The organism is Kitasatospora sp. NPDC058063, assembly GCF_042885395.1.
GTDB lineage: Bacteria > Actinomycetota > Actinomycetes > Streptomycetales > Streptomycetaceae > Kitasatospora > Kitasatospora lactacystinica.
In genome coordinates this window covers 28,685-51,399 of the sequence record NZ_JBHVSD010000007.1, presented here as the reverse complement: position 1 = coordinate 51,399, position 22,715 = coordinate 28,685, and the positions used below count along the sequence as shown (strand labels likewise).

Below are 22,715 nucleotides of genomic sequence, written 5' to 3'. Positions count from 1 at the left end.
GTCCCTTAGTGAGGCCGGGGGCCATCATCGCACCCGCAGGAGCTGTGGAGGAGACATCGGTGGCACTGCGCCTGGGACCGCGGGAATTCGGTGACGACGAGCTGGTGATCATGGCGATCGTCAACCGGACGCCGGACTCGTTCTTCGACAAGGGCGCGACCTTCGCCGACCAGGCCGCCTTCGCCGCCGCGGACCGGGCGATGGCCGAGGGCGCGGCGATCCTGGACATCGGCGGGGTGAAGGCCGGGCCGGGCGACGAGGTCACGGTCGAGGAGGAGCTGCGGCGCACCGTGCCCTTCGTGGCCGAGCTGCGCAAGCGCCACCCCGAGGCGGTCATCAGCGTGGACACCTGGCGGCACGAGGTCGGCGAGGCGGTCTGCGAGGTGGGCGCGGACCTGCTGAACGACGCCTGGGGCGGGGTGGACCCGAAGCTCGCCGAGGTGGCCGCACGGTACGACGCCGGGCTGGTCTGCACCCACGCCGGCGGCGCCGAACCCCGCACCCGGCCGCACCGGGTCGGGTACGAGGACGTGATGGCGGACATCCTGCGGGTGACCGTGGGACTGGCCGAGCGCGCGGTGGAGCTCGGCGTGCGGCGGGACGCGGTGGTCATCGACCCGGGGCACGACTTCGGCAAGAACACCCGGCACTCGCTGGAGGCCACCCGGCGGCTGCCGGAAATGACCGCGACCGGCTTCCCGGTGCTGGTCTCGCTCTCCAACAAGGACTTCGTCGGCGAGACCCTGGACAAGCCGGTGAACGAGCGGCTGCTCGGCACCCTGGCCACCACCGCGGTCTCGGCCTGGCTGGGCGCACGGATCTACCGGGTGCACCAGGTCGCGGAGACCCGCCAGGTGCTGGACATGGTCGCCTCGATCCGGGGCACCCGCGCCCCGGCGGTCGCCCGCCGGGGGCTGGCCTAGACCCCGGCCGGGCCGGGGCCTGCCCGCTGGTCCGGCCGACGGGGCCGGGCGGCGGGGCTAGATCTCGCCGGCGGGCCGGCGGGCGTCGGCGAGGATCTTCATGACCTCGTCGATCTCGTCGGTGATGTGGAACAGCTCCAGGTCGTGCGGGGCCGCCTTGCCCTGCGCGACCAGGGTGTTCTTCAGCCACTCGTAGAGGCCGCCCCAGTAGGCGCTGCCGTAGAGGATCACCGGGAAGCGGGTGACCTTCTTCGTCTGCACCAGGGTGAGCGCCTCGAACAGCTCGTCCAGCGTGCCGAGGCCGCCGGGCAGGACCACGAAGCCCTGGGCGTACTTCACGAACATCGTCTTGCGGACGAAGAAGTAGCGGAAGTTCAGACCGAGGTCGACGAACTCGTTGAGGCCCTGCTCGAAGGGCAGCTCGATGCCGAGCCCGACGCTGAGGCCGCCGGCCTCGGAGGCGCCCCGGTTGGCGGCCTCCATCGCGCCCGGGCCGCCACCGGTGATCACCGCGTAGCCGGCCTCGACGAGGGCCCGGCCGATCTCCACGCCCGCCTGGTACTCGGGCGAGTCGACCGGGGTCCGGGCGGAGCCGAAGACGCTGATCGCGGGCGGGAGTTCGGCGAGGGCGCCGAAGCCCTCGACGAACTCGGAGGTGATCCGCAGGACCCGCCACGGGTCGGTGTGCAGCCAGTCGGTGGGGCCGGTGGTGTCCAGCAGGCGCTGGTCCGTGGTGCTCGTGCCGACCTGGTCCCGGCGCACCAGCACCGGGCCCTTCTGCTTCTCGGGCCAGGCCTTCTTCTTCCGCGGCACCCCGACCTGCTCGGGACCGTGACCGTAGTGCTTCTCGTCTCCTGTGCCTGTCATGACGAAACCCTACGCCGATCTTCCCCCGTTTTCAGGCAACGGGGGAAGGTCGGTTGAGCAACCGGAAGGTGGCGTTCGGCCGCTGATCGTACGAGCTGAGCCGCGCGCGGCTCAGCTGGTCAGCCAGGCGCGCAGCCGCTCCTCGACCTCGGCGATGGCGCTCAGCGAGCAGTGCTCCTCGCGCTTGTGCGCCAGGTTCGGGTCCCCGGGGCCGTAGTTGACGGCCGGGACGCCGAGCGCGCTGAAGCGGGCGACGTCGGTCCAGCCGAACTTGGCCCGGGCCTGGCCGCCGGTGGCCGCCAGGAAGGCCTGGGCGGCCGGCTGGGCGAGTCTGGGCAGGGCGCCCGCGGCGAAGTCGGTGACGGTGAGCTCGAAGCCGTCGAAGACCTCGCGCACGTGCTTCTCCGCGTCGGCCTCACTGCGGTCCGGCGCGTAGCGGAAGTTGACCGTGACGACGCACTCGTCCGGGATCACGTTGCCGGCCACGCCGCCGTCGATCCGCACCGCGTTCAGGCCCTCGCGGTACTCCAGGCCGTCGATCTCCACCCGGCGCGGCCGGTAGTCCGCGAGCCGGGTGAGCACCTCGGCGGCGTGGTGGATGGCGTTGTCGCCGAGCCAGCTGCGGGCCGCGTGGGCGCGCACGCCGGTGAGCCGCACCTGCGCCCGCAGGGTGCCCTGGCAGCCGCCCTCGACCATGCCGCCGCTGGGCTCCATCAGCACCGCGAAGTCGCCCGCCAGCCACTGCGGGTGGTCCTTGGCGAGGTGGCCCAGGCCGTTGCGGTGGGCCTCCACCTCCTCGCAGTCGTAGAAGACGAAGGTGAGGTCGCGGTTGGGCTCGGCGAGCGTGGCGGCCAGGCGCAGCTGGACGGCCACGCCGGACTTCATGTCCGAGGTGCCGCAGCCGTAGAGCAGGTCGCCCTCGACGTACGAGGGGAGGTTGTCGGCGATCGGCACGGTATCCAGGTGGCCGGCCAGGACGACGCGCTCGGCCCGGCCCAGGTTCGTCCGGGCGACCACGTTGTTGCCGTGGCGGTCCACGGTGAGGTGCGGGTAGCCGCGCAGCGCGGCCTCCACGGCGTCGGCGAGCGCCTGCTCGTCGCCGCTCACCGAGGGGAAGTCGACGAGGCGGGCGGTCAGCGCGCCGCCGTCGAGAGTGAGGTCCAGGGGCGTCGGGTTCGGGCTGCTCATGGGCGCCAGCCTAGTCCGCGGCCCGGTGCGGGCCGGTGCGGCCGCCCGGTGACACGGACGGGCCCCCGCCGCCCCCGGCGCCGGTGCCCGGACGGCGAGTGGGCGGGCAAGGGCAACCGGGAGGCGCCGCACATCCGTCCGAGTGGGTACGGTGTCGGATCAAGGAGCAGGCGCGAGAGGGGCGACGGTGGCCAGGAGAAGGAGCAGCGAGGAGCTGGGCGACGAAGAGGAGCCCACTCGCCGCCGCGGGCCGCTGCGCGCCCTGCTGATGGTGATCGTCGGGCTGCTCGGCCTGGCCCTGGTCGCCGGTCTGGCCGTGGTCGGGATCTGGTGGTTCGGCTTCAAGCCGGGCGCGTCCGAGGAGTGCACGGTGAAGACCGCGGCGGGCAACGGCACGCTGGAGCTGCCGCAGGCCGCCAACGCCGCGACGATCGCCGCGGTGGCGCGCTCGCGCGGGCTGCCGGACCGGGCCACCACGATCTCGCTGGCGACGGCCATGCAGGAGTCCAAGCTGCGCAACCTGGCGGGCGGCGACCGGGACTCGATCGGCCTCTTCCAGCAGCGGCCGTCGATGGGCTGGGGCACCCCGGCGCAGATCTCGGACCCGGTGTACGCGACCAACAAGTTCCTGGACGGCCTGGTCAAGGTCCCCGGCTACACCCGGATGCCGCTGACCGACGCCGCGCAGACGGTGCAGAAGAGCGGCTACCCGCAGGCCTACGCCAAGCACGAGACCAAGGCGACCCTGCTCACCTCGGCGCTGGCCGGCCGGGAGCCCGCCTCGTTCTCCTGCGTGGTGCACGACTACGCCAAGCCGGACCCGGAGGACTCCGCGTCCGCCTCCCCCTCCCCGGGCGCGACCCCGGGCGCCACCGCGACCCCGGTCGCGGCGCCGGACCGGGCCCAGGTGCTGTCCGACCGGGTGCGCCGGGAGTTCGGCCGCACGGTGACGCCGGCGACCGGCTACACCTCGACCATCAAGGGCGCCGAGAACGCCGTCTCGCTGACCCCGGACCCGGCCACCGCCGCGCTGACCTCCTCCTCGGACGCGGGGGCGGACGGCGGGGTGGTCGCCGAGCGGGCGAGCGGCTGGGAGGTCGCCCACTGGGCGGTCGCCCAGGCCCAGCAGCTGGGCATCGCGACGGTCGCCTACGACGGGAAGATCTGGCGCAAGTCCAAGTCCGAGGACGGCTGGCAGAGCCAGACCTCGGGCACCTCGACCAAGCTCGTCCAGGTCACTCTGGCCCCGGCCGACAAGGGCTGACGCACTGATGTTCGGGTTGCCGCCGGTCGGGTGATTCCGGTCAACCCCGGTGGACCGACCCCCCGTTCCGGCGAACCGGGATGGAGAACCGTCACTGCCCTTGGCCGGGCCCGGTTCGGCGACGTCCGACCGGGCCCGGCGGGCACCCCTGTCACGGTCGTACGATCCGATGATCGGCCAGGAAGCTTCCTTGCACGGGCCGAAACCTTCTGGCTTCTCAAGCGGTAACAACGTCGTCCGCCCGATCGGCCACACCCGGCCCCCGGGGCGGACGGGACGGACCCAGACCCCTTCGAGGAGCCCCATGTCTCACCCCCTCACGCGCCGGATCGCCCAGGCCGCGCTCGTCGTGGCCGCCGGAGCGACCCCGCTGCTCGCCGCCGGCTCCGCGTCCGCCCTGGGCGGAGACGCCCTGCTGCCCAAGAGCGACCTCGCGGCACCGCTGGGCCAGCTGACCAACACCGACACCGGTTCCACCCTCCAGCACACCACCCACCAGCTCGGCCAGGCCGCCGGCACCACCGGTGCGGCCACCGTCGCCGCGGGCGTACCGGCCTCCGCCGACGCCGCCGGCAACATCGTCGCCCAGCAGCTGCCCGAGGCCAACGAGAAGGCCGGCTCGCTGACCGCCCCGGTCGACGAGACCGCCGCCACGGCCGGCCGGCTCTCCTCGGTCACCCCGAAGGTCACCTCGGCCCTGGCCGGCAAGCTCGGCGAGGCCGTCACCGGCAGGAGCACGGCCACCCGCAGCGCCACCGCCGGCACCGGCCCGCTCGACGGGCTCACGTCGGGCCCGGTCACCCAGACCCTGCCGGCCGCCGGGACCCTCACCGGCGCCGTCCCCGGCGGCACCGCCGTCGCCGACGCCCTGCCCGTCGGCGCGGTGCAGCGCGCGCTGCCGCTCGGCTCCGTCGAGCAGACCCTGCCGGCCGACCTGCCCGCCACCGACGTGCTCGGCCTGGCCGAGCACGGGTCGGCCAACCGCCTCGGCGGTGCCGACCTCGGCTCGAACAGCCCGCTGTCCGGCCTGACCGGGGCGCTCGGCCCGCTCGGCGGCCTGCTGGGCAGCCTCAACGGCGGCGGCCTCAACGGCCTGCCGCTGTAACCCCCGCCTCCGCGGAGAACCCCGAAGGGGGCCGGTGTCCGTGACACCGGCCCCCTTCGCCGTACGGTCGTCCGGGTGCGGTCAGCGCGCCGCGCCCAGCCGCTCCACGGCCGCGGCGACCCGCTCGTCGGTCGCCGTGAACGCGACCCGCACGAAGCGGTCGCCGGCCGGCCCGTAGAAGTCGCCGGGCGCCACCAGGATGCCCAGCCCGGCCAGTTCGGCCACCGTCTCCCAGCACGGGCGGTCCTGGGTCGCCCACAGGTAGAGGCTCGCCTCGGAGTGCTCGATCCGGAAGCCGTACGCCTCCAGCGCCGCCCGCAGGGCCGAGCGCCGGGCCGCGTACCGCTCGCGCTGCTCGGCCACGTGCGCGTCGTCCGCGAGCGCGGCGACCGTCGCCGCCTGGACCGGCGCCGGCACGATCATGCCGCCGTGCTTGCGCACCTCCAGCAGCTCCTTGACCACCACCGGGTCGCCCGCCACGAAGGAGGCGCGGTAGCCGGCCAGGTTGGAGCGCTTGGAGAGCGAGTGCACGGCCAGCAGGCCCTCGTGGCCGTCGCCGCAGACGTCCGGGTGCAGGACCGAGACCGGGTCGGCCTCCCAGCCCAGCTCCAGGTAGCACTCGTCGCTGACCAGCAGTGCCCGGTGCTCCCGGGCCCACTCGACGGCGCGGCGCAGCTCGTCCGCGCCCAGCACCCGGCCGGTCGGGTTGGACGGCGAGTTCACCCAGAGCAGGCGCACCCGGGAGCCGTCCAGCTCGTCCACCGAGTCGTACTCGACCGGCTCGGCGCCGCACAGCCGGGCGCCCACCTCGTAGGTCGGGTAGGCCAGGCGCGGGTAGGCGACCTGGTCGCCGGGGCCGAGGCCGAGCTGGGTCGGCAGCCAGGCCACCAGCTCCTTGGAGCCGACGGTCGGCAGCACGGCCTGCGGGCCGATCCGCGCGCCGAGCCTGCGGTGCAGCCAGCCGGCGATCGCCTCGCGCAGCTCCGGCGGACCCCAGACGGTCGGGTAGCCGGGGGTGTCGGTGTGCGCGGCCAGCGCCTTCTGGACGACCTCGGGGACCGGGTCCACCGGGGTGCCGACGGAGAAGTCGCAGAGCCCGCCCGGGTGGGCCAGGGCGGTCGCCTTGTACGGTTCCAGCTTGTCCCAGGGGAAGACCGGGAGCTTGTCCGAAACGCGACGCGCCGCCCCCGGGTGGCCCGGGAACGGCGCGCGCGTGCTGTTGGTGCTCACAGCTGTTCTGCCACCGATCGTCAGTGGTCGGCGTTCTGCGGCGGCAGAGCGGCGATGAACGGGTGGTCACGCTCGATCAGGCCGAGCTTCGAGGCGCCACCGGGCGAACCCAGATCGTCGAAGAACTCGACGTTCGCCTTGTAGTAGTCCTTCCACTCCTCCGGAGTGTCGTCCTCGTAGAAGATCGCCTCGACCGGGCAGACCGGCTCGCACGCGCCACAGTCGACACACTCATCCGGGTGGATGTAGAGCGATCGCTCGCCCTCGTAGATGCAGTCAACCGGGCACTCTTCGATGCACGCCTTGTCCTTCACGTCGACACAAGGCTGCGCGATGACGTAGGTCACGCTGTCGTTCCTCCTCGGAAGGGCCTGGTGGCCCGTTCTGTTCTGCTGCCGTGCGCGGTGAGCGCGGCGTCGTCGATGCCCGCCCCTAGTATCGCGGGTCGGAGACCGCAAATGCACAGGAGGTGGCCAGATGGCGACGGTCAACCCGGTCGGCGACCGTCCGGAGGTCCGGATAGATCGCTCTGACGTGGGACGACGCGTGTCGGTCCGACGCCTCGCGGAGTTCGTGGACGACCGGCCGGTGTTCCGGGATTCGATCGGCGTGCTCACATCGTGGGACGATCATGGGCTGACGATCGCCCCGCGTTCCGGCGATCCGGTGCACTTGCCGGAGAAGCTGCTGGTCGCGGGCAAGATCGTGCCGCCGTTTCCGGTTCGGCGGGCCCCGTTGCCGGTCACCGCGCCGGTCGAGCTGCAGCGGATCGCGGGCCGCGGCTGGCCGGCCGTCGAGCAGGAGCCGCTCGGCGAGTGGACGCTGCGCGCCGCCGCCGGGTTCACCCGGCGGGCCAACTCCGTCCAGGCGCTCGGGGACCCGGGGCTGCCGCTGCCTCAGGCGCTGGCGGCCGTCCGCGCCTGGTACGCGGCGCGCGGGCTGCCCGCGTACGTCGAGGTGATCTCCCCCGGCTCGCCGACCGCGCTGGTCGCCGAGCTCGACCGGCTCGGCGCCGGGTACGCACCCACCCTGGTCCGCACCGCCCCGCTGGCCGTGCTCGCCCGGGTCGGCACCGGGCACGAGAGGGTCCGGCTGGCGCGGACCGCGGACGACCGGTGGCTGTCGGTGTACCGGCGGGTGAGCGGCGACCCGGCCGTCGAGGAGGCCGCCCGGCAGGTGCTGCACGGCGGACCCTCCGTCTGGTTCGCCACCGTGCCGGGCGCCCCCGGGCAGCCCCCACTGGCGATCGGACGCTGCGTCATCGAAGGGGACTGGGCCTGCTTCGGCGCGATCGAGGTCCAGCCGTACGCCCGGCGGGCCGGGCTGGCGACGGCGGTCATGGCGGTGCTCGCCTCGCGCGCGGCCGAGGAGGGGGCGAGCGGCGGGTACCTCCAGGTCGAGGCGGAGAACGCGGGGGCGATCGCGCTCTATGACGGACTCGGCTTCACGACCAGTCACACTTACCACTACGCCCTTCTTCCCCAGGGGTAGCCGCCAGTCCGTACCGTCCGACCGATCACCCGACCGATCGCCCGACCGTCCGTCCGCCGCCTTGTCCGTCCGCCGTACGAAAGCCGTCGCCGTCACCGTGACCGAGCAGAGCAGAGACCGCTTCCGGACCGCCGCCCGCGCCGAGCAGCCCGACCCGGTGCTGCTGTGCCTGCTCGCCGCCGCCGAGCACGGCATGGTGCCCGACCCCGGCGACCCCGGCGAACCGCCCGGCGTGGACGCACTGCTCGCCGCCTGCGAGGCCGCGCTGGAGCGGCACGCGGCAGCCGTCCGGCAGGCCGTCGCCGAACGGGCCCCCACCGGGCCGGAGGAGACGGCCGCCCTGCTCGCCGCGGTGCTCGGCGGACGGGAGCGCTTCCACGGACGGCAGTCGGACTACCGGCGCCTGGAGTCCTCGCTGCTGCCCGAGGTGCTGCGGCGGCGGCGCGGACTGCCGATCACGCTCTCCCTGGTGTGGACGGCGGTCGGGCGGCGGGCCGGGCTGACCGTCCACGGCATCGCGCTGCCCGGCCACTTCATCGTCGCGGTGGGCGGCCCGGCGGGCGGCGAGGACTACGTCCTGGCCGACCCGTTCCACGGCGGGCGGCTGCTCGACCCGGAGGACGTCGAACGGCTGGTCGCCGCCGCCGGGCAGGAGTTCACCCCCGCCATGCTCACCCCGGCCCAGCCGCTGGAGATCGTGCTGCGGGTGCTCGGCAACATCCGGGTCTGGGCCGCCGACCGCCCCGAGCACGCCCGCACCCAGCTGTGGGCCACCGAACTCTCCCTGCTGCTGCCCCGGCACCCGGCCCAGCTGCGCCTGGAACGGGCCGAACTCCTCGTCCGCACCGGGGACTTCCTCGGCGGATCGGCGGAGATGGACGCCTACGCGCAGATCCTGGACACCTTCGACCCGGACACCGCCGCCAAGGTCCGCCAGGAGGCCCGGGCGGCCCGGCACCGGCTCAACTGACCCGCCCGCCTACAGCCAGCCCTTCTCGCGGGCGATCCGCACCGCCTCGGTACGGTTGCGGGCCTCGGTCTTCTGGATCGCCATCGACAGGTAGTTGCGCACCGTCCCCTCGGACAGGTGCAGCCGCCGGGCGATGTCCGCGTTCACCGCGCCGTCGGCGGCCGCGCCCAGCACGTCCCGCTCGCGCGGGGTCAGCGGGTTGGCGCCCTCCGCCAGCGCGGCGGCGGCCAGCACCGGGTCGATCACCCGCTCGCCGCGCAGCACCCGGCGGATCGCCTCCGCCAGCTCGGCGGCCGGCGCGTCCTTCACCAGGAAGGCGTCCGCGCCCGACTCCATCGCCCGGCGCAGGTAGCCGGGCCGGCCGAAGGTCGTCGCGATGACCACCTTCGTCCCGGGCGCCCGGCCGCGCAGCTCGGCGGCCGCCTCGATGCCCGTCATCCCCGGCATCTCGATGTCCAGCACGGCGACCTGCACGTCGTTCGCGAGCACCGCCGCCACCACCTCGTCCCCGCGGCCGACCTGCGCGACGACGTCGATGTCCCCCTCCAGCCCGAGCAGCGCGGCCAGCGCCTCCCGGACCATCCCCTGGTCCTCGGCGAGCAGCACGCGGATCGAGGCCCCGTTGTCAGTGTCGTTCATGGCCACGACCTTAGGGCGTGTCCGGCGACGGCGACGGGCTTGTGTCTCCGGTAAGGGGAGGGTCCAGAGTGAGGTCCATGGACGGCAGCGACATGCTCTACTCGATCGGCGAGCTCGCCCGGCGCACCGGACTCACCGTCAAGGCCATCCGGTTCTACGCCGACACCGGCCTGGTGCCGCCCACCGGCCGCACCGCGGCCGGCTACCGGCGGTACGACGTCCACGCGCTCGCCCGGCTGGACCTCGTCCGCACCCTGCGCGAACTCGGGCTCGACCTGCCCGCGATCCGCCGGGTGCTGGAGCGGGAGGCCCCGCTGCGGGAGGTCGCCGCCGCGCACGCCGAGGCGCTGGAGGTGCAGATCCGCACCCTCCGGCTGCGCCGGGCGGTGCTGCTCGCCGTCGCCCAACGCGGTTCCACACCCGAGGAGATGAGACTCATGCACAAGCTCGCCGCGCTCTCCGACGCCGAACGCCGGCGTCTGATCCACGACTTCGTCGACGAGGTCTTCGGCGGTCTGGACGCCAACCCGGAGTTCGTCGCCATGATGCGCTCGGCCATGCCCGAACTGCCCGACGAGCCAAGGGCGGAGCAGGTCGAGGCCTGGGTGGAACTGGGCGAACTCGTCCAGGACCCGGACTTCCGCGCGGCGGTGCGCCGGATGGCCGAGCACCAGGCCGCCGAGCGCGCCGACGGGGACCGCACCGGCCTGCACGTCGAGCTCACCGGGACGGTGACCTCCCTGGTCCGGACCGCGCTGGCGGCCGGCGTCGCCCCCGCCTCCCCCGAGGCCGACCCCGTCGTCGCCGCCCTCGCCGCCGCCTACGCCGAGGCCTTCGGCCGCCCGGACGACACCGCGCTGCGGCGGTGGCTGCTCGACCGCCTCGGGACGGCCGACGACCCACGGGCCGAGCGCTACTGGCAGCTGATGGCGACCGTCAACGGCTGGCCGGTGCCGGAGAACCTGCGGGACGTATTCGAGTGGTTCACCGAGGCCCTCCGGGCCAGACTGTCGGAATGATCACCCTGGAACCGCTGTGCCCCGACCACGCCGAGGAACTGCTCGGCTTCGAACGCGCCAACCGCGCCCACTTCGCCCGCAGCATCCCGGACCGCGGTGACGACTACTTCACCGGGTTCGCGGACCGCCACGCCGCCCTCCTCGCCGAACAGGCCGCGGGCACCTGCCGGTTCCACGTCGTCCGCGACGCGGCCGGCGAGCTGGTCGGCCGCGTCAACCTCGTCGACCTCGCCGACGGCGGCGCCGAGATCGGCTACCGGGTGGCCGAGTCCGCCACCGGCCGCGGCGTCGCCACCGCCGCCGTCGCCGAGGCGTGCCGGCTCGCCGCCACCAGGTACGGACTGCGCTTCCTCACCGCCGTCACCACCCGCGACAACCCCGCCTCGCAGACCGTCCTCGCCCGGAACGGCTTCGCGTTCCGGCACGAGTTCCTCCTCGGCGACCGCCCCGCCCTCGCCTACCGCCGCGACCTGGCCGACCTCGGCTGAGGCATACCGGCGGGCGTCGAGGAGGGCCCGCACGGCGTCGCCGTCCGTGCCGGGGACGGTGTGCGGGTCGAAGCCGAGCACGAGAACGGTGGGCATGTCCGAAAGGACGCTCACCCCGGCCGCCCGGGTTCCCCGCGCAGGAAGCGGGCCGCGTCGGCGAGGGTGAGCTTGGGATCGCTCCAGGAGCAGACCTCCAGCCAGGAGAGCCGGCCGTCCTCGGCGAAGAGCAGGATCTCGCCGTCGGAGCCGATCGCCGCCTCGGCCACCACGTCCGAACGGGCGCCGTCCGCGACGCCGGCGAAGAGGGCCGTGCTGCAGCCGCACCGGCAGCGGGACTCCACGCGCAGGTGCGGGACCTGGGCGCGCAGGGGGTGGCCCTCCGGGAGGAGGACGTCGAGGACACGGGCGACATCGGTGGGAAGGAGAGTCATGGGCGTCTGCGCAATCGTGTGGTGAGGGCCGACAGTTCGTCGACCCGCAGGAGGCGGGCGAGCAGGAGGTAGCCGACGGCGAGGGTGGCGGCGGCCGGCGCCAGGCCGTACCGCGCGGTCCACCAGGCCGCGGTGGCGGCCGGGAGGGCGGCGAGCAGCAGCCTGGCGTGGTCGCCCAGGACCCGCACCGGGCCGAGGCGTCGCCGCAGCAGCAGGGAGGCGCCCAGGACGGTCAGCAGGAACGAGCCCCCGTAGCAGCCGGCCATCCCGGTGACGGCCCAGCGCAGCGGCAGCAGCCGGTGGCAGAGCACCGCCCCCAGGGCCGTGGCGGCGACCGGTAGCAGGTTGAGCAGGAAGGGCGTGCGGCTGTCGCCCAGCGCGTAGAAGGCGCGGGTCAGCGCGTACGAGGCCGAGTAGAGGACCAGGCCGGGCGCGAAGGCGGTCAGCATTCCGGCGATGGCCCGGACGTCGGCGGGGCCGGTGCTCCCGTGCCCGAAGGCGAGCGCGCACAGCTGCGGCGCGAGGACCGCGAGCCCGCAGGCCGCCGGGACGGTGACCACCGCGATGGTGCGCACGGTCCGGGCGAGCAGCGCCCGCACGGCCCGCGGGGAGCCGGCGGACGCGCTGAGCGCGGGTACCGCCGCCGTCACCAGCGACACCGTGACCACCCCGTGCGGCACGATCCACAGCAGGTACGCGCTGCTGTAGGCGGTGTACCCGACGCCCGGCAGCCCGGCCGCGGCGGCCTGCGCGCCGACCGAGGTCGACAGCCTGGTGACCACCCAGTAGCCCGCCTGGTCGGCGAGCACCAGCAGCAGCGTCCACCCGGCGGCGCGCAGCGGCTCGCCGAGTCCCGCCCGCCGCCAGTCCCAGCGCGGCCGCAGCCGCACCCCGGCCGCCCGCAGGCAGGGCAGCAGCACCAGGCCCTGGGCCACCACGCCGGCCGTCGTCCCGGCCCCGAGCACGGTCAGGTCCCGCTCGTCGAAGGAGCGGTGGCCGACGAAGGCGCCGAACACCCCGATCACCACCAGGTTGTTGAGCACCGGAGCCCACGCCATCGGCGCGAACCGCCGCCGGGCGTTGAGGAGTTGGCCGAGCACCGTGAACAGCCCGTAGAAGAACACCTGCGGCAGGCACAGGTACGCCAGCAGCACCGTCCGGTCCAACTGGGCACCGTCGTACGAGGTGTAGGCCCGCACCAGGTACGGCGCACCGGGCACCACGACCGCCGTCAGCACCAGCAGGGCGACCACCAGCACCGTCACCAGCCGGTCGGTGTGCGCCGCCCCGCCGTCCGCCGACTCCTCGGCGGCGCGCACCAGATGGGGCACCAGCGCGGTGTTCAGCGCACCGCCGATCAGCAGCACGAACAGGATGTTGGGCACCGTGTTGGCCACGTTGTACCCGTCCGCGAGCAGCCCCGAGCCGAGGACCGCCACCAGCAGCGCCGAGCGGACGAAGCCGGTGGCCCGGGAGACCACCGTCCCGGCCGCCATCACCAGGCCGGGCGGGAGCGCACGGCGCGGCCTGCGGTGCCGGACGGGCACCGCGGGGCCTTCCAGAACACTCATCCGCCGGTCCCTCCCGCTCCGAGCAGCGCCGACCCGGACGGATCGGCGAACCCGGCGAGAGCATGCTCCGGTTCCCCTGAAGCGAGGCTGAGAAAGCTGAAGGCGACTTAAGGAACGGATCCGGCGCCGATGGCATCCTGATCCGCATGGAGATTCTGGTGGTGGAGGACGACGCCCAGGTCGCGGCGGCCGTACGGCGCGGTCTGGAGGCGGAGGGCTACACCGTCGACCTCGCCCCGGACGGTCTCACCGGCCTGCGGCTGGCCCAGCGGCACGCCTATCGGGCGATCGTGCTCGACATCATGCTGCCCGGCCTGAACGGCTACAAGGTGTGCGAGGCGCTGCGCGTCGGCGGCGTCACCACCCCGATCCTGATGCTGACCGCGAAGGACGGCGAGTACGACGAGGCCGAGGGCCTGGACACCGGCGCCGACGACTACCTCACCAAACCGTTCTCCTACCTGGTCTTCCTGGCCCGGCTGCGCGCCCTGCTCCGCCGCAGCCAGACCCCGGGCCCGCTGCTGCGGGTCGGCGACCTCTGGCTGGACCCGGCGGGCCGCCGCTGCGGCCGGGGCGGCGCCGAGATCACCCTCACCGAGCGGGAGTTCGCCGTCCTGCGCTGCCTGGCCGAGCACCCCGGCGAGGTGCTCTCCAAGCGCCGGATCGTCGACGAGGTGTGGGACATCGCCTTCGACGGCGAGGAGTCCATCGTCGAGGTGTACGTCAGCATGCTGCGCCGCAAGGTGGACACCCCGTTCGGCGTCCGCTCGATCACCACGGTGCGCGGCGCCGGCTACCGACTGGAGACCGCACCGTGCTGAGCCGCCTCTCCACCCGCCTGCGCACCTCGCTGGCGGCCGGACTGACCGCGCTGCTGCTGCTCGGCGGCGGCGCCTGGTGGCTGCGCGGCCACCTGTACGACGCCCAGTTGGAGGCCGCCCAGGCGGAGGCCAAGTCGCAGTCCCACGATCTCAGCAACGGCTACAAGCTCGGCCAGCAACTGGTGGACAACTGGAGGCTGCCGTACGTGGTGCTGGGCGGCGACGGCCAGGTGCTGTTCATGGGCGGCACGCTGACCACCCAGCACCTGGTCGGGCCCCCGCCCGCCTCCGTACCGCACCTGGCCCGGGACGACTGGCAGTCCGTCCAGCGGGTCACCGTCGGCCCCGCGGGCACGGCCGCGGCCAACCGCTACTCGGGACGCACCTTCACCGCGATGGGCAGCTGGAGCCCCCTGCTGCGCAAGGACGGCGACCAGACGAAGCCGATGGCCGGCCCGTTCACGGTGTACGTGCTGGTCACCCCGTTCGCCGCCGAGGCCTCGCTGCACACCATCGACCCGGTGCTGCAGCTGGGCGTGCCGGCCGCCGCGCTGCTGGTCGCGCTGGTGGCCTGGGCGGCGACCAGCCGGGCGCTGCGCCCGGTGGAGGCGATCCGCGCCGGGCTGGCCGAGATCGGCGAGCACCGGCTGGACCGCCGCGTCCCGGTGCCGCGCGCCGGCGACGAGCTCACCCGGATGGCCCGGACCACCAACGCCACCCTGGACCGGCTGGAGCGATCCGCCGTGCAGCAGCAGCGCTTCGTCGCGGACGCCTCGCACGAGCTGCGCAGCCCGATCGCCGCGCTGCGCACCAATCTGGAGGTGTCGCTGGCGCACCCCGAGCGCACCGACTGGCCGGCCACCACCCGGGAGGCGCTCACCTCGGTCGAGCGGCTCCAGCAGCTCACCGAGGACCTGCTGTTCCTGGCCCGGGACTCGCACCCGGCGTCGGCCGGCCGGCTCACCGACGTCGACCTGTCCGCCGTGCTGCGCGAACTCGCCGACCAGTACCGCCCGGTCGTCGGCGCCCGGCTCGCCCTGCGGGTGGACGCGCCCGAAGCGGTGCTGGTGCGCGGCAGCCGCATCCGGCTGCACCGGCTGGTGCGCAACCTGCTGGACAACGCCCAGCGGCACGCGGCCGCCGAGGTGGTGCTGTCCGTGCGGCACACCGTGCACGGCTGTGTCCTGGAGGTCCGGGACGACGGCCCGGGCGTGCCGCCGGAGGACCGCGAGCGGATCTTCGAGCCGTTCACCCGGCTCGACGAGGCCCGCAGCCGGGACGCCGGCGGCAGCGGCCTGGGCCTGGCCATCTCGGCGGACATCGCGACCCGGCACGGTGGAACCCTGCGGGTCGCCCACGCCCCGCACGGCGCCCGCTTCGTGCTGGAACTGCCGTCGGCCGGACGGGACTCCTAGGGTTCCGGGTGTGCCTGGGCCGTGGCCGCGGACACCGTCCGCAGCGGCACCGAGGCCCGCAGCCGAAAGCCCCTCCCCCGCTCCCCCGGCCCGGTCTCCAGCCGCCCGCCGACCAGGGCCAGCCGCTCCTCCAGCCCGGACAGGCCGTTGCCCGGCTGGGACTTGCCCGGCCCGCGCCCGTTGTCGGTGATCTCCAGGACGGCGTAGCGCTCGCCGCTCGCCTCCCAGCTCTCGTCAGCGGTCACCGTGCAGACGGTGGCGCCCTCGCCGTGCCGGACCACGTTGGTGACGGCCTCGCGCAGCGCCCAGGCCAGCGCCCCGGTCTCCTCGTCGGCCAGCGACGGCCAGGCGTCCACCAGCTCCGGCGCGGCCTCCAGCCGGACCTGCGCGGCGGCCAGCGCGGTACGGGCGGCGGCCAGTTCGACCGGCAGGGTCGGGCGACGGAAGCCGGTCACCGCCTCCCGGACGTCGATCAGCGACTGCCGGGCGACCTGCTCGATGTCGGCGACCTGCGCCCGCGCCGCCTCGTCCTTGCCGGCGTCCATGAACCGCCCGGCCAGCTCGCTCTTCAGGGTGATCAGCGACAGCGAGTGCCCGAGCAGGTCGTGCAGGTCGCGCGCCAGCCGCAGCCGCTCCTCGGAGGCCGCCAGGTGGGCGACCGCGGCCCGGGCCTCGCGCAGCTCCTTCATGGTGGCGACCAGCCGCTGCAGACCGGTCATCGCGACGCCGGAGAGGAAGGCGCCGAGCGCGAAGGTGGAGACGTTGCCGACGCCGGCCCCGATGCCCGTCCCGACGGCGGCGGTGAGCACGGCCATGGCGACCAGGGCGCGCAGCGCGTAGTGGGTCGGCACGATGATCGCGACGCACACCGAGGCGTAGATGAACAGCGTCAGGAACGCGGCTCCGAGGCCGACCGGGGCGGCGACGGCGAGCCCGACCATCGTCGTGACGATCACCAGGCAGGCCCGCGGCCGCATCCCGGCCTGCGAGCGGAAGACCACCAGCAGCACGTAGGCGACCACGAACCCGGCCAGGCAGCACCAGCCGAGCACCGTCCCGGCCGTGGTGTGGCCGCCGTTCAGCAGGTCGCCCGCCGGGTAGGCCAGGTAGAGCATCCACAGCATCATCCAGGCGACCTTGACCAGCAGCTGGCGCCTGCTCTCCACCGGGGAACCGGGCACGTTCATGAAGGACGCGCGCGCCACGCCCACCTCCGGCGGTTCGTCGGGGCGGTGGGCCTGGCGCGCGTCACTCATGTCGATCATCATGCCTGGCGGCTGTCGCGGCGGTACAGGGCCGCCGCGGCGGCGCCGAACACCACGAGGAAGGCGGCCAGCCCGGCGACCGCGCCGGTGTCCAGGGAGTGCCCGGGCCGGGTGAAGTCGGCCAGCTGGTTGTACAGGTACACCGGGTTGAAGCGGGCGAACCTCTCCAGCGAGCCGCTCACCGGGAACCAGGTGCCGCCGAGCAGGGCCATCGCCATGTAGGTGATCATCACGATCGGCTGCACCGCGTCCGGCGCCGCCGCGTACCCGAGCGCCACCCCGAGCGCGGCGAAGACGAAGCTGCCCAGCCAGAGCGCGGCCGCCAGCCCGAGCCACTGCGGCGCGCTCAGCGAGACGCCCTGGCTCGCGCCGACCGCGAAGACCACCAGGATCGCCGGCAGCGTGGTGACGGCGGTCGCCGCGATCTTGCCGACGGTGTACGCCCGGCCGGGCAGCGCGGTCAGCCGCAGCTGGCGCACCCAGCCGCTCTTGCGCTCCAGCGAGATCCGCTGCGCGCTGCCGGTCAGCACCGCGCCGACCGCGCCGAAGGTGGCCATCGAGACCATGAAGTAGGTCTTCACCGGCAGGCCCCCGGCGAGCTGGGTGGAGCCGTAGGCGTTGATGAAGAAGAAGTACATCAGCGCCGGGTAGGCGACGGTGAAGAGCAGGTAGCGCCGGTTGCGGAGGGTCCGCAGGATCTCCAGCCGGATCAGGGTGGTCATCGCACGGTCTCCTTCTCGGTGCTCTCGCGGCCGGCGCCGTCCTCGCGGTCCAGCTCGCCGGTGATGGTCAGGAAGGCCTGCTCCAGGCCCACGCCGGCGACCTCCAGCCCGCGCGGGTACAGCCCCGCCCGGTAGATCCCGGCCACGGCGGCGTCGGCGTCCGCGGTCCGGATCCGTACCGTCCGCACCCCCGGGACCCTCGCGGTGACGTCCAGCGACTGCACGCCCGGCAGGGTGCGCAGCACGGACTCCTCGAACCCGCCGTCCGCGTCGTGGAGTTCGAAGGCGACCCGGCGGGCGCCGGCCCGCGCCTTGATCTCCGCCGAGCTGCCGTCGGCGATCAGCCGGCCCCGGTGCAGCACCAGCACGCGGTCGGCGATCGAGTCGGCCTCCTCCAGGTAGTGGGTGGCGAACAGCACCGTGCGCCCGGCGTCGGCCTGCGCGCGCATGCTCGCCCAGAACGACTGCCGCACGCTGACGTCCATGCCGGTGGTCGGCTCGTCCAGCACGATCAGGTCGTTGTCGCCGGCGATGGCCAGGGCGAAGCGGACCCGCTGCTCCTGGCCGCCGGACAGCTTGTCGACCCGCCGCTCCGCCAGCTCGGTGATCCCGGCGTCGGTCAGCACCTCCGTGACCGACCGGCCGCGCGGGTGCACGTCGCAGGCGAGCCGCACCAGCTCGCGCACCTTGACGTCGGTCATCAGCCCGCCGCTCTGCAGCATCGCGCCGACCCGGCCGGCCTCGATCGCCGCCCGCGGGGTGCCGCCGAACAGGGTCACGCTGCCCCGGTCGGGCTCGCGCAGGCCGAGCAGCAGGTCCAGGCTGGTGGACTTCCCGGCGCCGTTCGGTCCGAGCAGGGCGACGGTCTCTCCCGGCCTCAGCACGAGGTCGAGTCCGTCCACGGCGCGCACCCGCCCGTAGCTCTTGCCCATGCCGCGGAAGGCGGCCACCTCGGTACCCATCGCCCGGCTCCTGTCCTCTGATGGTGTCACGCCCGTGGTGTCACGGTCGGGTGCTGTTCGCACCTCCTCAGAGTCCCGCGCGGGCGGGTGACGGCGGCAGTGTCCGCCGTCGTGCCTCCGGCATGACGGATGTCATGCCGGCGGCCGGTACCCCCGTCAGGGGCACCGGCCGCCGAAAGCGCTGGTCGGACGGGTGTCACATCCCCAGCGAGCGCTTCACGAAGTCGACCTGGAGCAGCAGCAGGTTCTCCGCGACCTCCTCCTGCGGGGTCATGTGGGTGACGCCGGACAGCGGCAGCACGGTGTGCGGGCGCCCGGCGGCGAGCAGCGCCGAGGACAGCCGCAGGGTGTGCGCGGCCACCACGTTGTCGTCCGCCAGCCCGTGGATGATCATCAGCGGGCGCTCCAGGCCCGCCGCGTACCCGCTCAGCGAGTTGGCGGCGTACACCTCGGGCCGCTCGGCCGGGTCTCCGAGGTAGCGCTCGGTGTAGTGGGTGTCGTACAGCTCCCAGTCGGTCACCGGCGCCCCGGCCACCGCCGCGTGGAAGACGTCCGGGCGGCGCAGCACGGCGAGCGCGGAGAGGTAGCCGCCGTACGACCAGCCGCGGACGGCGACCCGGTCGAGGTCCAGCGGGAACTCCCCGGCGAGCGCCCGCAGCGCCTCCACCTGGTCGTCCAGGGTGGCCCCGGCGAAGTCGAAGGCGATCGACTTCTCCCAGGCCGGCCCGCGCCCGGGCGTGCCGCGCCCGTCGGCGACGACCACCGCGAAGCCCTGGTCGGCGAACCACTGCGAGTTGAGGTGCGGGTTGTGCGCCTGGACGACGCGCTGGCCGTGCGGGCCGCCGTACGGGTCCATCAGGACGGGCAGCAGGCCGTCCCGCTCCCGGTCGTAGCCGGTGGGCAGGAAGACGGCGGCCGGGATGCGGCGCTCGCCGGCGAAGCGGAAGACCGGGCGGGCGGTGATGACCGGGGTCTCGGCGTACGAGGCGATGGTGGCGACGTCGTCGACCGCCAGGCCCTCGGGCAGGTCCCGGGCGACCTGGACCAGGGTGCCGGGCAGGTCCGGCTCGGCGGTGGCCCGGACGGTGATCCCGCCGCCGTGCACCGCGCTGGTGACGGAGGTGAACGGCCGCCCGTTGGCGGACTCCCAGCCCAGTCGCGTGCCGTCGTGGCTGATCCGGCCGACGCCGATCCAGCCCGGCTCGGGGTCGGTCTCCTCGGCGCCGCCGGCGGCGCCGAAGAACACCTCCCGCTCGGTGACCGCGACGACCGAGCGGACGTGCAGGTCGGCCCCGGTCACGGCGCGGTCGCCGATCACCAGCGCCCGCACGCCTCCCTCGTCGGAGATCCGGACCAGCTTGCCGTCCGGGGTCCAGGCCGGCGCGCCCGGGAACAGCTCCAGCCAGACGCCGTCCTTCTCCTCGTGCAGCACCTCGGTGGCGCCGGTGGCGGCGTCCAGGCCGAGGATCCGCTGGCCGCGCTGGTCGCGGGTCTGGACCAGGAGCAGCGGCACGCCGCCCTTCGACCAGTGCACCCGGCCCAGGTACGGGTAGGCCTCGCGGTCCCAGACCACCTCGGTGCGCCCGCCGTGCAGGTCGAGCAGCCAGAGCCCGACCTCGGCGTTGGCGCCGCCGGCCGCCGGGTAGGCGACCTCGGCGGGCTCGCGGTCCGGGTTCGCCGGGTCGGCGATCCACCAGCGGCGCACCGGGCTGTCGTCGGCGCGCTCGACCAGCAGCCGGTCGCCCGCCGGGGACCACCAGAAGCCGCGGTCGCGGTCCATCTCCTCCTGCGCGATGAACTCGGCCTGGCCCCAGGTGACGTTCGGGCCGTCCGGCTCGGCGAGCACCCGGTCGCCGCCGCCGTCGGTGCGGGTCAGCCGCAGCTCGCCGGCGGTGTTGGCGTACGCGACGTAGGCGCCGTCCGGGGACGGGCGCGGGTCCAGCAGCGGCCCCTCGGCGGGCAGTTCGGCGGTGGCGCCGGTGGCCAGGTCGGCGGTGAACAGGCGGCCGGAGAGGGCGAAGGCGGCCAGCTTCCCGGCCGCGTCCAGGGCGTAGCCGACGATGCCGGCCGAGCCCTCGCGGCTGCGCTCGCGGCGGGCCCGCTCGGCCGGCGAGAGGTCCTCCTCGCCGCCGCCGAGCAGCGCGGCCGGGTCGGCGGCGACCCGCTCCTCGCCGGTGGCGGTGTCGAGGGTCCAGAGCAGGTTCGCCCGGTCGCGGCCGGATCGCGAGCGGAGGAAGACGACCCGCGAGCCGTCCGGCGCGACGGAGAAGGAGCGGGGCGCGCCGACGGTGTAGCGCAGGGTCCGCGCGTACTGCCTCGGGAAGGTGTCGGCAGAGGTGTGGGAGGTCATGGCACCAGACCTTATGACGACGGACCACCACCCCCGGGCGTGCGTTGATCACTCGTTCGGAGCATCGTCGACAAGTACGCCCCAAAGAGGTCCAAACCGCCTCCGACCGGCCCACGCGCCCCTCGGATGCCACGATGCCCCGGCGCGCGCGGACTCACCGAGGGTAATGACACCCTCACTCATCGGGTATGACTTGTCGCGCGAGTGAACGCCCGGCCCCGTCCCGGACCGCGGTCACCCGCAGCCCCCAGTCCCGCACCGTCCCTCGCCGCTCTCCCCCGGGCGGCGTGCCCGAGAAGGGGTGTGAGCCGACATGGCCATGAACATCTCCGCCGCCGTGCTGATGCTGGTCATCGTGGTGATCCTGATCCGCCGGTCCGGCCTGAAGCTGGCGCACGCGATCGTCTGCGCGCTGCTGGGCTTCTACCTGGCGTCCAGCTCGATCGCCCCGTCGATCAGCCAGGTCACCAGCAACCTCGCCGGAATGATCAACGGCCTGAGGCTCTGACCCCGCCGCCGCAGCCCGCGAGGGCCTGTCGTCGCACGCGCGCCCGCCCCGCCCGCCGTCCGGGCGGACGACGGGAGCGCGACGACAGGCCCTAGGCTTCCTCCCATGACCGCGACTACCGGCCGCCGCCTCCTCCTGGTGCACGCGCACCCCGACGACGAGTCGATCGGCAACGGCGCCACCATGGCCCGGTACGCCGCCGAGGGCGCCCGGGTCACGCTGGTGACCTGCACCCTCGGCGAGGGCGGCGAGGTGATCCCCGCGCGGCTGGCCCACCTGACGGCCGATCGGGACGACACCCTCGGCGCGCACCGGATCGGCGAGCTCACCGAGGCGATGCGCGCCCTCGGCGTGACCGACTTCCGCTTCCTCGGCGGCCCTGGGCGCTACCGCGACTCCGGGATGATGGGCGTGCCCGAGAACGACGTGCCCGGCTGCTTCTGGCGGGCGGACGTCGAGGAGGCGGCCGGCCACCTGGTCGCGGTGATCCGCGAGACGCGCCCGCAGGTGCTGGTCACGTACGACCCGGACGGCGGCTACGGGCACCCGGACCACATCCAGGCGCACCGGGTCGCGACGCGCGCCCACGAGCTGGCCGCCGACCCGGCGCACCGGCCGGAGCTGGGCCCGGCCTGGCGGATCGCCAAGGTGTACTGGAACCGGATGCCCCGCTCGGTGATCGAGGCCGGGCTCGCCGAGGCCGCCGCCAAGGCGTCCTTCCCGGGCGTGGCGCAGCCCTCCGACGTCCCCGGCGTGGTCGACGACGAGGTGGTCACCACCGTCCTGGACGGCGCGGCGTACGCGGGGCGCAAGGCCGCCGCGCTGACCGCCCACGCCACCCAGATCACCGTGGACGGCGCCTTCTTCGCGCTCTCCAATGACCTCGCCCAGCCGCTGTTCACCACCGAGTACTACCAGTTGGTGCACGGCCAGGCCGGGCCGGGCGGGCCGGAGGACGACCTGTTCGCCGGCCTTCCGCTCGACGCCGCCCACGCCGAGGAGGGCACCCGATGAGCAAGTCCGACGCCACACCGCCGCGCCGCACGCTCGCCGCCGCCGTCCTCGGCACCCGCGAGGAGCGGCTGGCGGAGCCCCAGCCCCCGCGCGCCGCCCGGATCGGGGCCTACGTCCTGTTCTTCCTGCTGGGTGCCGCGGTGTCGGTCTGCGGATCCTTTGTGCAGGCCCTGTGGCCGCCGGTGGGGGTCCTGTTGGCGCTCGCCGCGACCGGCGCCACCTTCTACGCCGGCCTGCGGGTCACCGGCACCCGGCTCGGCGCGGGCGCGCCCGCGGCCGGCTGGTTCCTGGCGATGCTGCTGCTGATCGTGCCCCGGCCCGAGGGCGACAACGTGCTGTGGTCCAACGCCACCTCGCTGGCCTGGCTGTTCGCCGGGTCGGTGCTGGGCGTGATCTGCGCCACCCTGCCCACCCGCACCAGCTGGTTCCCCGGGGTGCCCGGCCCCCCGCGCTGACCCGGGTCGTGCACGGC

The 22,715-nt window shown here is 74.4% G+C and carries 23 protein-coding genes; 12 read left to right on the top strand and 11 right to left on the bottom strand.

The window, feature by feature from the left end; genetic code table 11:
* Positions 1-110 precede the first annotated feature (110 nt).
* Positions 111-923, top strand: coding sequence for a dihydropteroate synthase (folP, locus tag ACFVUY_RS13810; protein WP_387694253.1), 813 nt, complete (start codon positions 111-113; stop codon positions 921-923).
* 57 nt (positions 924-980) lie between these two features.
* Here folP and ACFVUY_RS13805 read toward each other — a convergent pair whose 3' ends face one another.
* The gene (locus tag ACFVUY_RS13805; protein WP_359903553.1) at positions 981-1,790 is read right to left on the bottom strand and encodes a TIGR00730 family Rossman fold protein; all 810 of its coding nucleotides are present in this window, start codon (positions 1,788-1,790) and stop codon (positions 981-983) included.
* Positions 1,791-1,901: 111 nt separating this feature from the next.
* Positions 1,902-2,978 (bottom strand): succinyl-diaminopimelate desuccinylase, encoded by a 1,077-nt coding sequence (gene dapE / locus ACFVUY_RS13800; RefSeq protein ID WP_387729804.1) that lies wholly within the window; start codon positions 2,976-2,978, stop codon positions 1,902-1,904.
* A gap of 187 nt (positions 2,979-3,165) precedes the next feature.
* Between dapE and ACFVUY_RS13795 the strand changes: the two genes are divergently transcribed.
* Both ACFVUY_RS13795 and ACFVUY_RS13790 read left to right on the top strand, forming a co-directional pair.
* Positions 3,166-4,242, top strand: coding sequence for a hypothetical protein (locus ACFVUY_RS13795; RefSeq protein WP_387729801.1), 1,077 nt, complete (start codon positions 3,166-3,168; stop codon positions 4,240-4,242).
* A 304-nt stretch (positions 4,243-4,546) separates the two neighbouring features.
* The gene (locus ACFVUY_RS13790) at positions 4,547-5,347 is read left to right on the top strand and encodes a hypothetical protein (RefSeq protein WP_387694244.1); all 801 of its coding nucleotides are present in this window, start codon (positions 4,547-4,549) and stop codon (positions 5,345-5,347) included.
* An 81-nt stretch (positions 5,348-5,428) separates the two neighbouring features.
* Here the strand turns inward: ACFVUY_RS13790 and dapC are convergent, their stop codons facing one another.
* Both dapC and fdxA read right to left on the bottom strand, forming a co-directional pair.
* Entirely contained in the window at positions 5,429-6,577 is a 1,149-nt protein-coding gene (gene dapC / locus ACFVUY_RS13785) for a succinyldiaminopimelate transaminase (RefSeq protein WP_387694243.1), read from the bottom strand.
* A gap of 20 nt (positions 6,578-6,597) precedes the next feature.
* Positions 6,598-6,924, bottom strand: coding sequence for a ferredoxin (gene fdxA / locus ACFVUY_RS13780; protein WP_030061559.1), 327 nt, complete (start codon positions 6,922-6,924; stop codon positions 6,598-6,600).
* Positions 6,925-7,123: 199 nt separating this feature from the next.
* Here fdxA and ACFVUY_RS13775 point away from each other — a divergent pair, with 199 nt between their 5' ends.
* Complete coding sequence (locus tag ACFVUY_RS13775) at positions 7,124-8,068, top strand: GNAT family N-acetyltransferase (protein WP_387729799.1); 945 nt, start codon at positions 7,124-7,126, stop codon at positions 8,066-8,068.
* A 61-nt stretch (positions 8,069-8,129) separates the two neighbouring features.
* Positions 8,130-9,038 (top strand): transglutaminase family protein, encoded by a 909-nt coding sequence (locus tag ACFVUY_RS13770; protein WP_387729796.1) that lies wholly within the window; start codon positions 8,130-8,132, stop codon positions 9,036-9,038.
* Positions 9,039-9,047: 9 nt separating this feature from the next.
* On the opposite strand, the gene ACFVUY_RS13765 is transcribed toward ACFVUY_RS13770, so the two are convergent.
* Complete coding sequence (locus tag ACFVUY_RS13765; RefSeq protein ID WP_387694240.1) at positions 9,048-9,677, bottom strand: response regulator; 630 nt, start codon at positions 9,675-9,677, stop codon at positions 9,048-9,050.
* Positions 9,678-9,754: 77 nt separating this feature from the next.
* Here ACFVUY_RS13765 and ACFVUY_RS13760 point away from each other — a divergent pair, with 77 nt between their 5' ends.
* The gene (locus ACFVUY_RS13760) at positions 9,755-10,696 is read left to right on the top strand and encodes a MerR family transcriptional regulator (protein ID WP_387694239.1); all 942 of its coding nucleotides are present in this window, start codon (positions 9,755-9,757) and stop codon (positions 10,694-10,696) included.
* Entirely contained in the window at positions 10,693-11,184 is a 492-nt protein-coding gene (locus ACFVUY_RS13755; RefSeq protein ID WP_387729793.1) for a GNAT family N-acetyltransferase, read from the top strand. The genes ACFVUY_RS13760 and ACFVUY_RS13755 overlap by 4 nt, the downstream gene beginning before the upstream one ends.
* A 110-nt stretch (positions 11,185-11,294) precedes the next feature.
* Here ACFVUY_RS13755 and ACFVUY_RS13750 read toward each other — a convergent pair whose 3' ends face one another.
* Together ACFVUY_RS13750 and murJ are read right to left on the bottom strand one after the other, a co-directional pair.
* Positions 11,295-11,615, bottom strand: a complete 321-nt coding sequence (locus tag ACFVUY_RS13750) for a hypothetical protein (protein WP_387694237.1) — start codon at positions 11,613-11,615, stop codon at positions 11,295-11,297.
* Complete coding sequence (gene murJ / locus ACFVUY_RS13745; RefSeq protein WP_387729790.1) at positions 11,612-13,186, bottom strand: murein biosynthesis integral membrane protein MurJ; 1,575 nt, start codon at positions 13,184-13,186, stop codon at positions 11,612-11,614. The genes ACFVUY_RS13750 and murJ overlap by 4 nt, the downstream gene beginning before the upstream one ends.
* 146 nt (positions 13,187-13,332) lie before the next feature.
* On the opposite strand from murJ, the gene ACFVUY_RS13740 reads away from it, so the two are divergent.
* Positions 13,333-14,007, top strand: coding sequence for a response regulator (locus ACFVUY_RS13740; protein WP_387694235.1), 675 nt, complete (start codon positions 13,333-13,335; stop codon positions 14,005-14,007).
* A complete protein-coding gene (locus tag ACFVUY_RS13735) occupies positions 14,001-15,422 on the top strand; it encodes a sensor histidine kinase (protein ID WP_387694234.1) in 1,422 nt (473 codons plus the stop codon). Before ACFVUY_RS13740 ends, ACFVUY_RS13735 begins: the two co-directional genes overlap by 7 nt.
* Here the strand turns inward: ACFVUY_RS13735 and ACFVUY_RS13730 are convergent.
* From ACFVUY_RS13730 to ACFVUY_RS13715, 4 genes are all read right to left on the bottom strand, one after another.
* Positions 15,419-16,678, bottom strand: coding sequence for a sensor histidine kinase (locus ACFVUY_RS13730; RefSeq protein ID WP_387694233.1), 1,260 nt, complete (start codon positions 16,676-16,678; stop codon positions 15,419-15,421). The genes ACFVUY_RS13735 and ACFVUY_RS13730 overlap by 4 nt on opposite strands.
* 8 nt (positions 16,679-16,686) lie before the next feature.
* Positions 16,687-17,409 carry an ABC transporter permease gene (locus ACFVUY_RS13725; protein ID WP_387694232.1) on the bottom strand — a complete coding sequence of 241 codons (723 nt, stop codon included), beginning with the start codon at positions 17,407-17,409 and terminating at the stop codon, positions 16,687-16,689.
* Positions 17,406-18,371, bottom strand: a complete 966-nt coding sequence (locus ACFVUY_RS13720; RefSeq protein ID WP_387729787.1) for an ABC transporter ATP-binding protein — start codon at positions 18,369-18,371, stop codon at positions 17,406-17,408. Before ACFVUY_RS13720 ends, ACFVUY_RS13725 begins: the two co-directional genes overlap by 4 nt.
* Before the next feature lie 196 nt (positions 18,372-18,567).
* Positions 18,568-20,721: a prolyl oligopeptidase family serine peptidase gene (locus ACFVUY_RS13715; RefSeq protein WP_387694230.1), complete on the bottom strand. Its 2,154-nt coding sequence runs from the start codon at positions 20,719-20,721 to the stop codon at positions 18,568-18,570.
* A 313-nt stretch (positions 20,722-21,034) separates the two neighbouring features.
* Here ACFVUY_RS13715 and ACFVUY_RS13710 point away from each other — a divergent pair, with 313 nt between their 5' ends.
* The 3 genes from ACFVUY_RS13710 to ACFVUY_RS13700 all read left to right on the top strand — a co-directional run bounded on the left by ACFVUY_RS13710 (position 21,035) and on the right by ACFVUY_RS13700 (position 22,698).
* Complete coding sequence (locus tag ACFVUY_RS13710; protein WP_049658010.1) at positions 21,035-21,229, top strand: DUF2304 family protein; 195 nt, start codon at positions 21,035-21,037, stop codon at positions 21,227-21,229.
* Between the two features lie 105 nt (positions 21,230-21,334).
* Positions 21,335-22,243, top strand: a complete 909-nt coding sequence (gene mshB, locus ACFVUY_RS13705; protein ID WP_387694229.1) for an N-acetyl-1-D-myo-inositol-2-amino-2-deoxy-alpha-D-glucopyranoside deacetylase — start codon at positions 21,335-21,337, stop codon at positions 22,241-22,243.
* A complete protein-coding gene (locus ACFVUY_RS13700) occupies positions 22,240-22,698 on the top strand; it encodes a DUF6113 family protein (RefSeq protein ID WP_387694228.1) in 459 nt (152 codons plus the stop codon). The genes mshB and ACFVUY_RS13700 overlap by 4 nt, the downstream gene beginning before the upstream one ends.
* Positions 22,699-22,715 lie beyond the last annotated feature (17 nt).

Coding starts and splice junctions, on each gene's coding strand:
- folP (WP_387694253.1), top strand. CDS start 111: ATGGCGATCGTCAACCGGACGCCGGACTCGTTCTTCGACAAGGGCGCG.
- ACFVUY_RS13805 (WP_359903553.1), bottom strand. CDS start 1,790: ATGACAGGCACAGGAGACGAGAAGCACTACGGTCACGGTCCCGAGCAG.
- dapE (WP_387729804.1), bottom strand. CDS start 2,978: ATGAGCAGCCCGAACCCGACGCCCCTGGACCTCACTCTCGACGGCGGC.
- ACFVUY_RS13790 (WP_387694244.1), top strand. CDS start 4,547: ATGTCTCACCCCCTCACGCGCCGGATCGCCCAGGCCGCGCTCGTCGTG.
- ACFVUY_RS13765 (WP_387694240.1), bottom strand. CDS start 9,677: ATGAACGACACTGACAACGGGGCCTCGATCCGCGTGCTGCTCGCCGAG.
- ACFVUY_RS13760 (WP_387694239.1), top strand. CDS start 9,755: ATGGACGGCAGCGACATGCTCTACTCGATCGGCGAGCTCGCCCGGCGC.
- ACFVUY_RS13755 (WP_387729793.1), top strand. CDS start 10,693: ATGATCACCCTGGAACCGCTGTGCCCCGACCACGCCGAGGAACTGCTC.
- ACFVUY_RS13750 (WP_387694237.1), bottom strand. CDS start 11,615: ATGACTCTCCTTCCCACCGATGTCGCCCGTGTCCTCGACGTCCTCCTC.
- murJ (WP_387729790.1), bottom strand. CDS start 13,186: ATGAGTGTTCTGGAAGGCCCCGCGGTGCCCGTCCGGCACCGCAGGCCG.
- ACFVUY_RS13740 (WP_387694235.1), top strand. CDS start 13,333: ATGGAGATTCTGGTGGTGGAGGACGACGCCCAGGTCGCGGCGGCCGTA.
- ACFVUY_RS13730 (WP_387694233.1), bottom strand. CDS start 16,678: ATGAGTGACGCGCGCCAGGCCCACCGCCCCGACGAACCGCCGGAGGTG.
- ACFVUY_RS13725 (WP_387694232.1), bottom strand. CDS start 17,409: ATGACCACCCTGATCCGGCTGGAGATCCTGCGGACCCTCCGCAACCGG.
- ACFVUY_RS13720 (WP_387729787.1), bottom strand. CDS start 18,371: ATGGGTACCGAGGTGGCCGCCTTCCGCGGCATGGGCAAGAGCTACGGG.
- ACFVUY_RS13715 (WP_387694230.1), bottom strand. CDS start 20,721: ATGACCTCCCACACCTCTGCCGACACCTTCCCGAGGCAGTACGCGCGG.
- ACFVUY_RS13710 (WP_049658010.1), top strand. CDS start 21,035: ATGGCCATGAACATCTCCGCCGCCGTGCTGATGCTGGTCATCGTGGTG.
- mshB (WP_387694229.1), top strand. CDS start 21,335: ATGACCGCGACTACCGGCCGCCGCCTCCTCCTGGTGCACGCGCACCCC.
- ACFVUY_RS13700 (WP_387694228.1), top strand. CDS start 22,240: ATGAGCAAGTCCGACGCCACACCGCCGCGCCGCACGCTCGCCGCCGCC.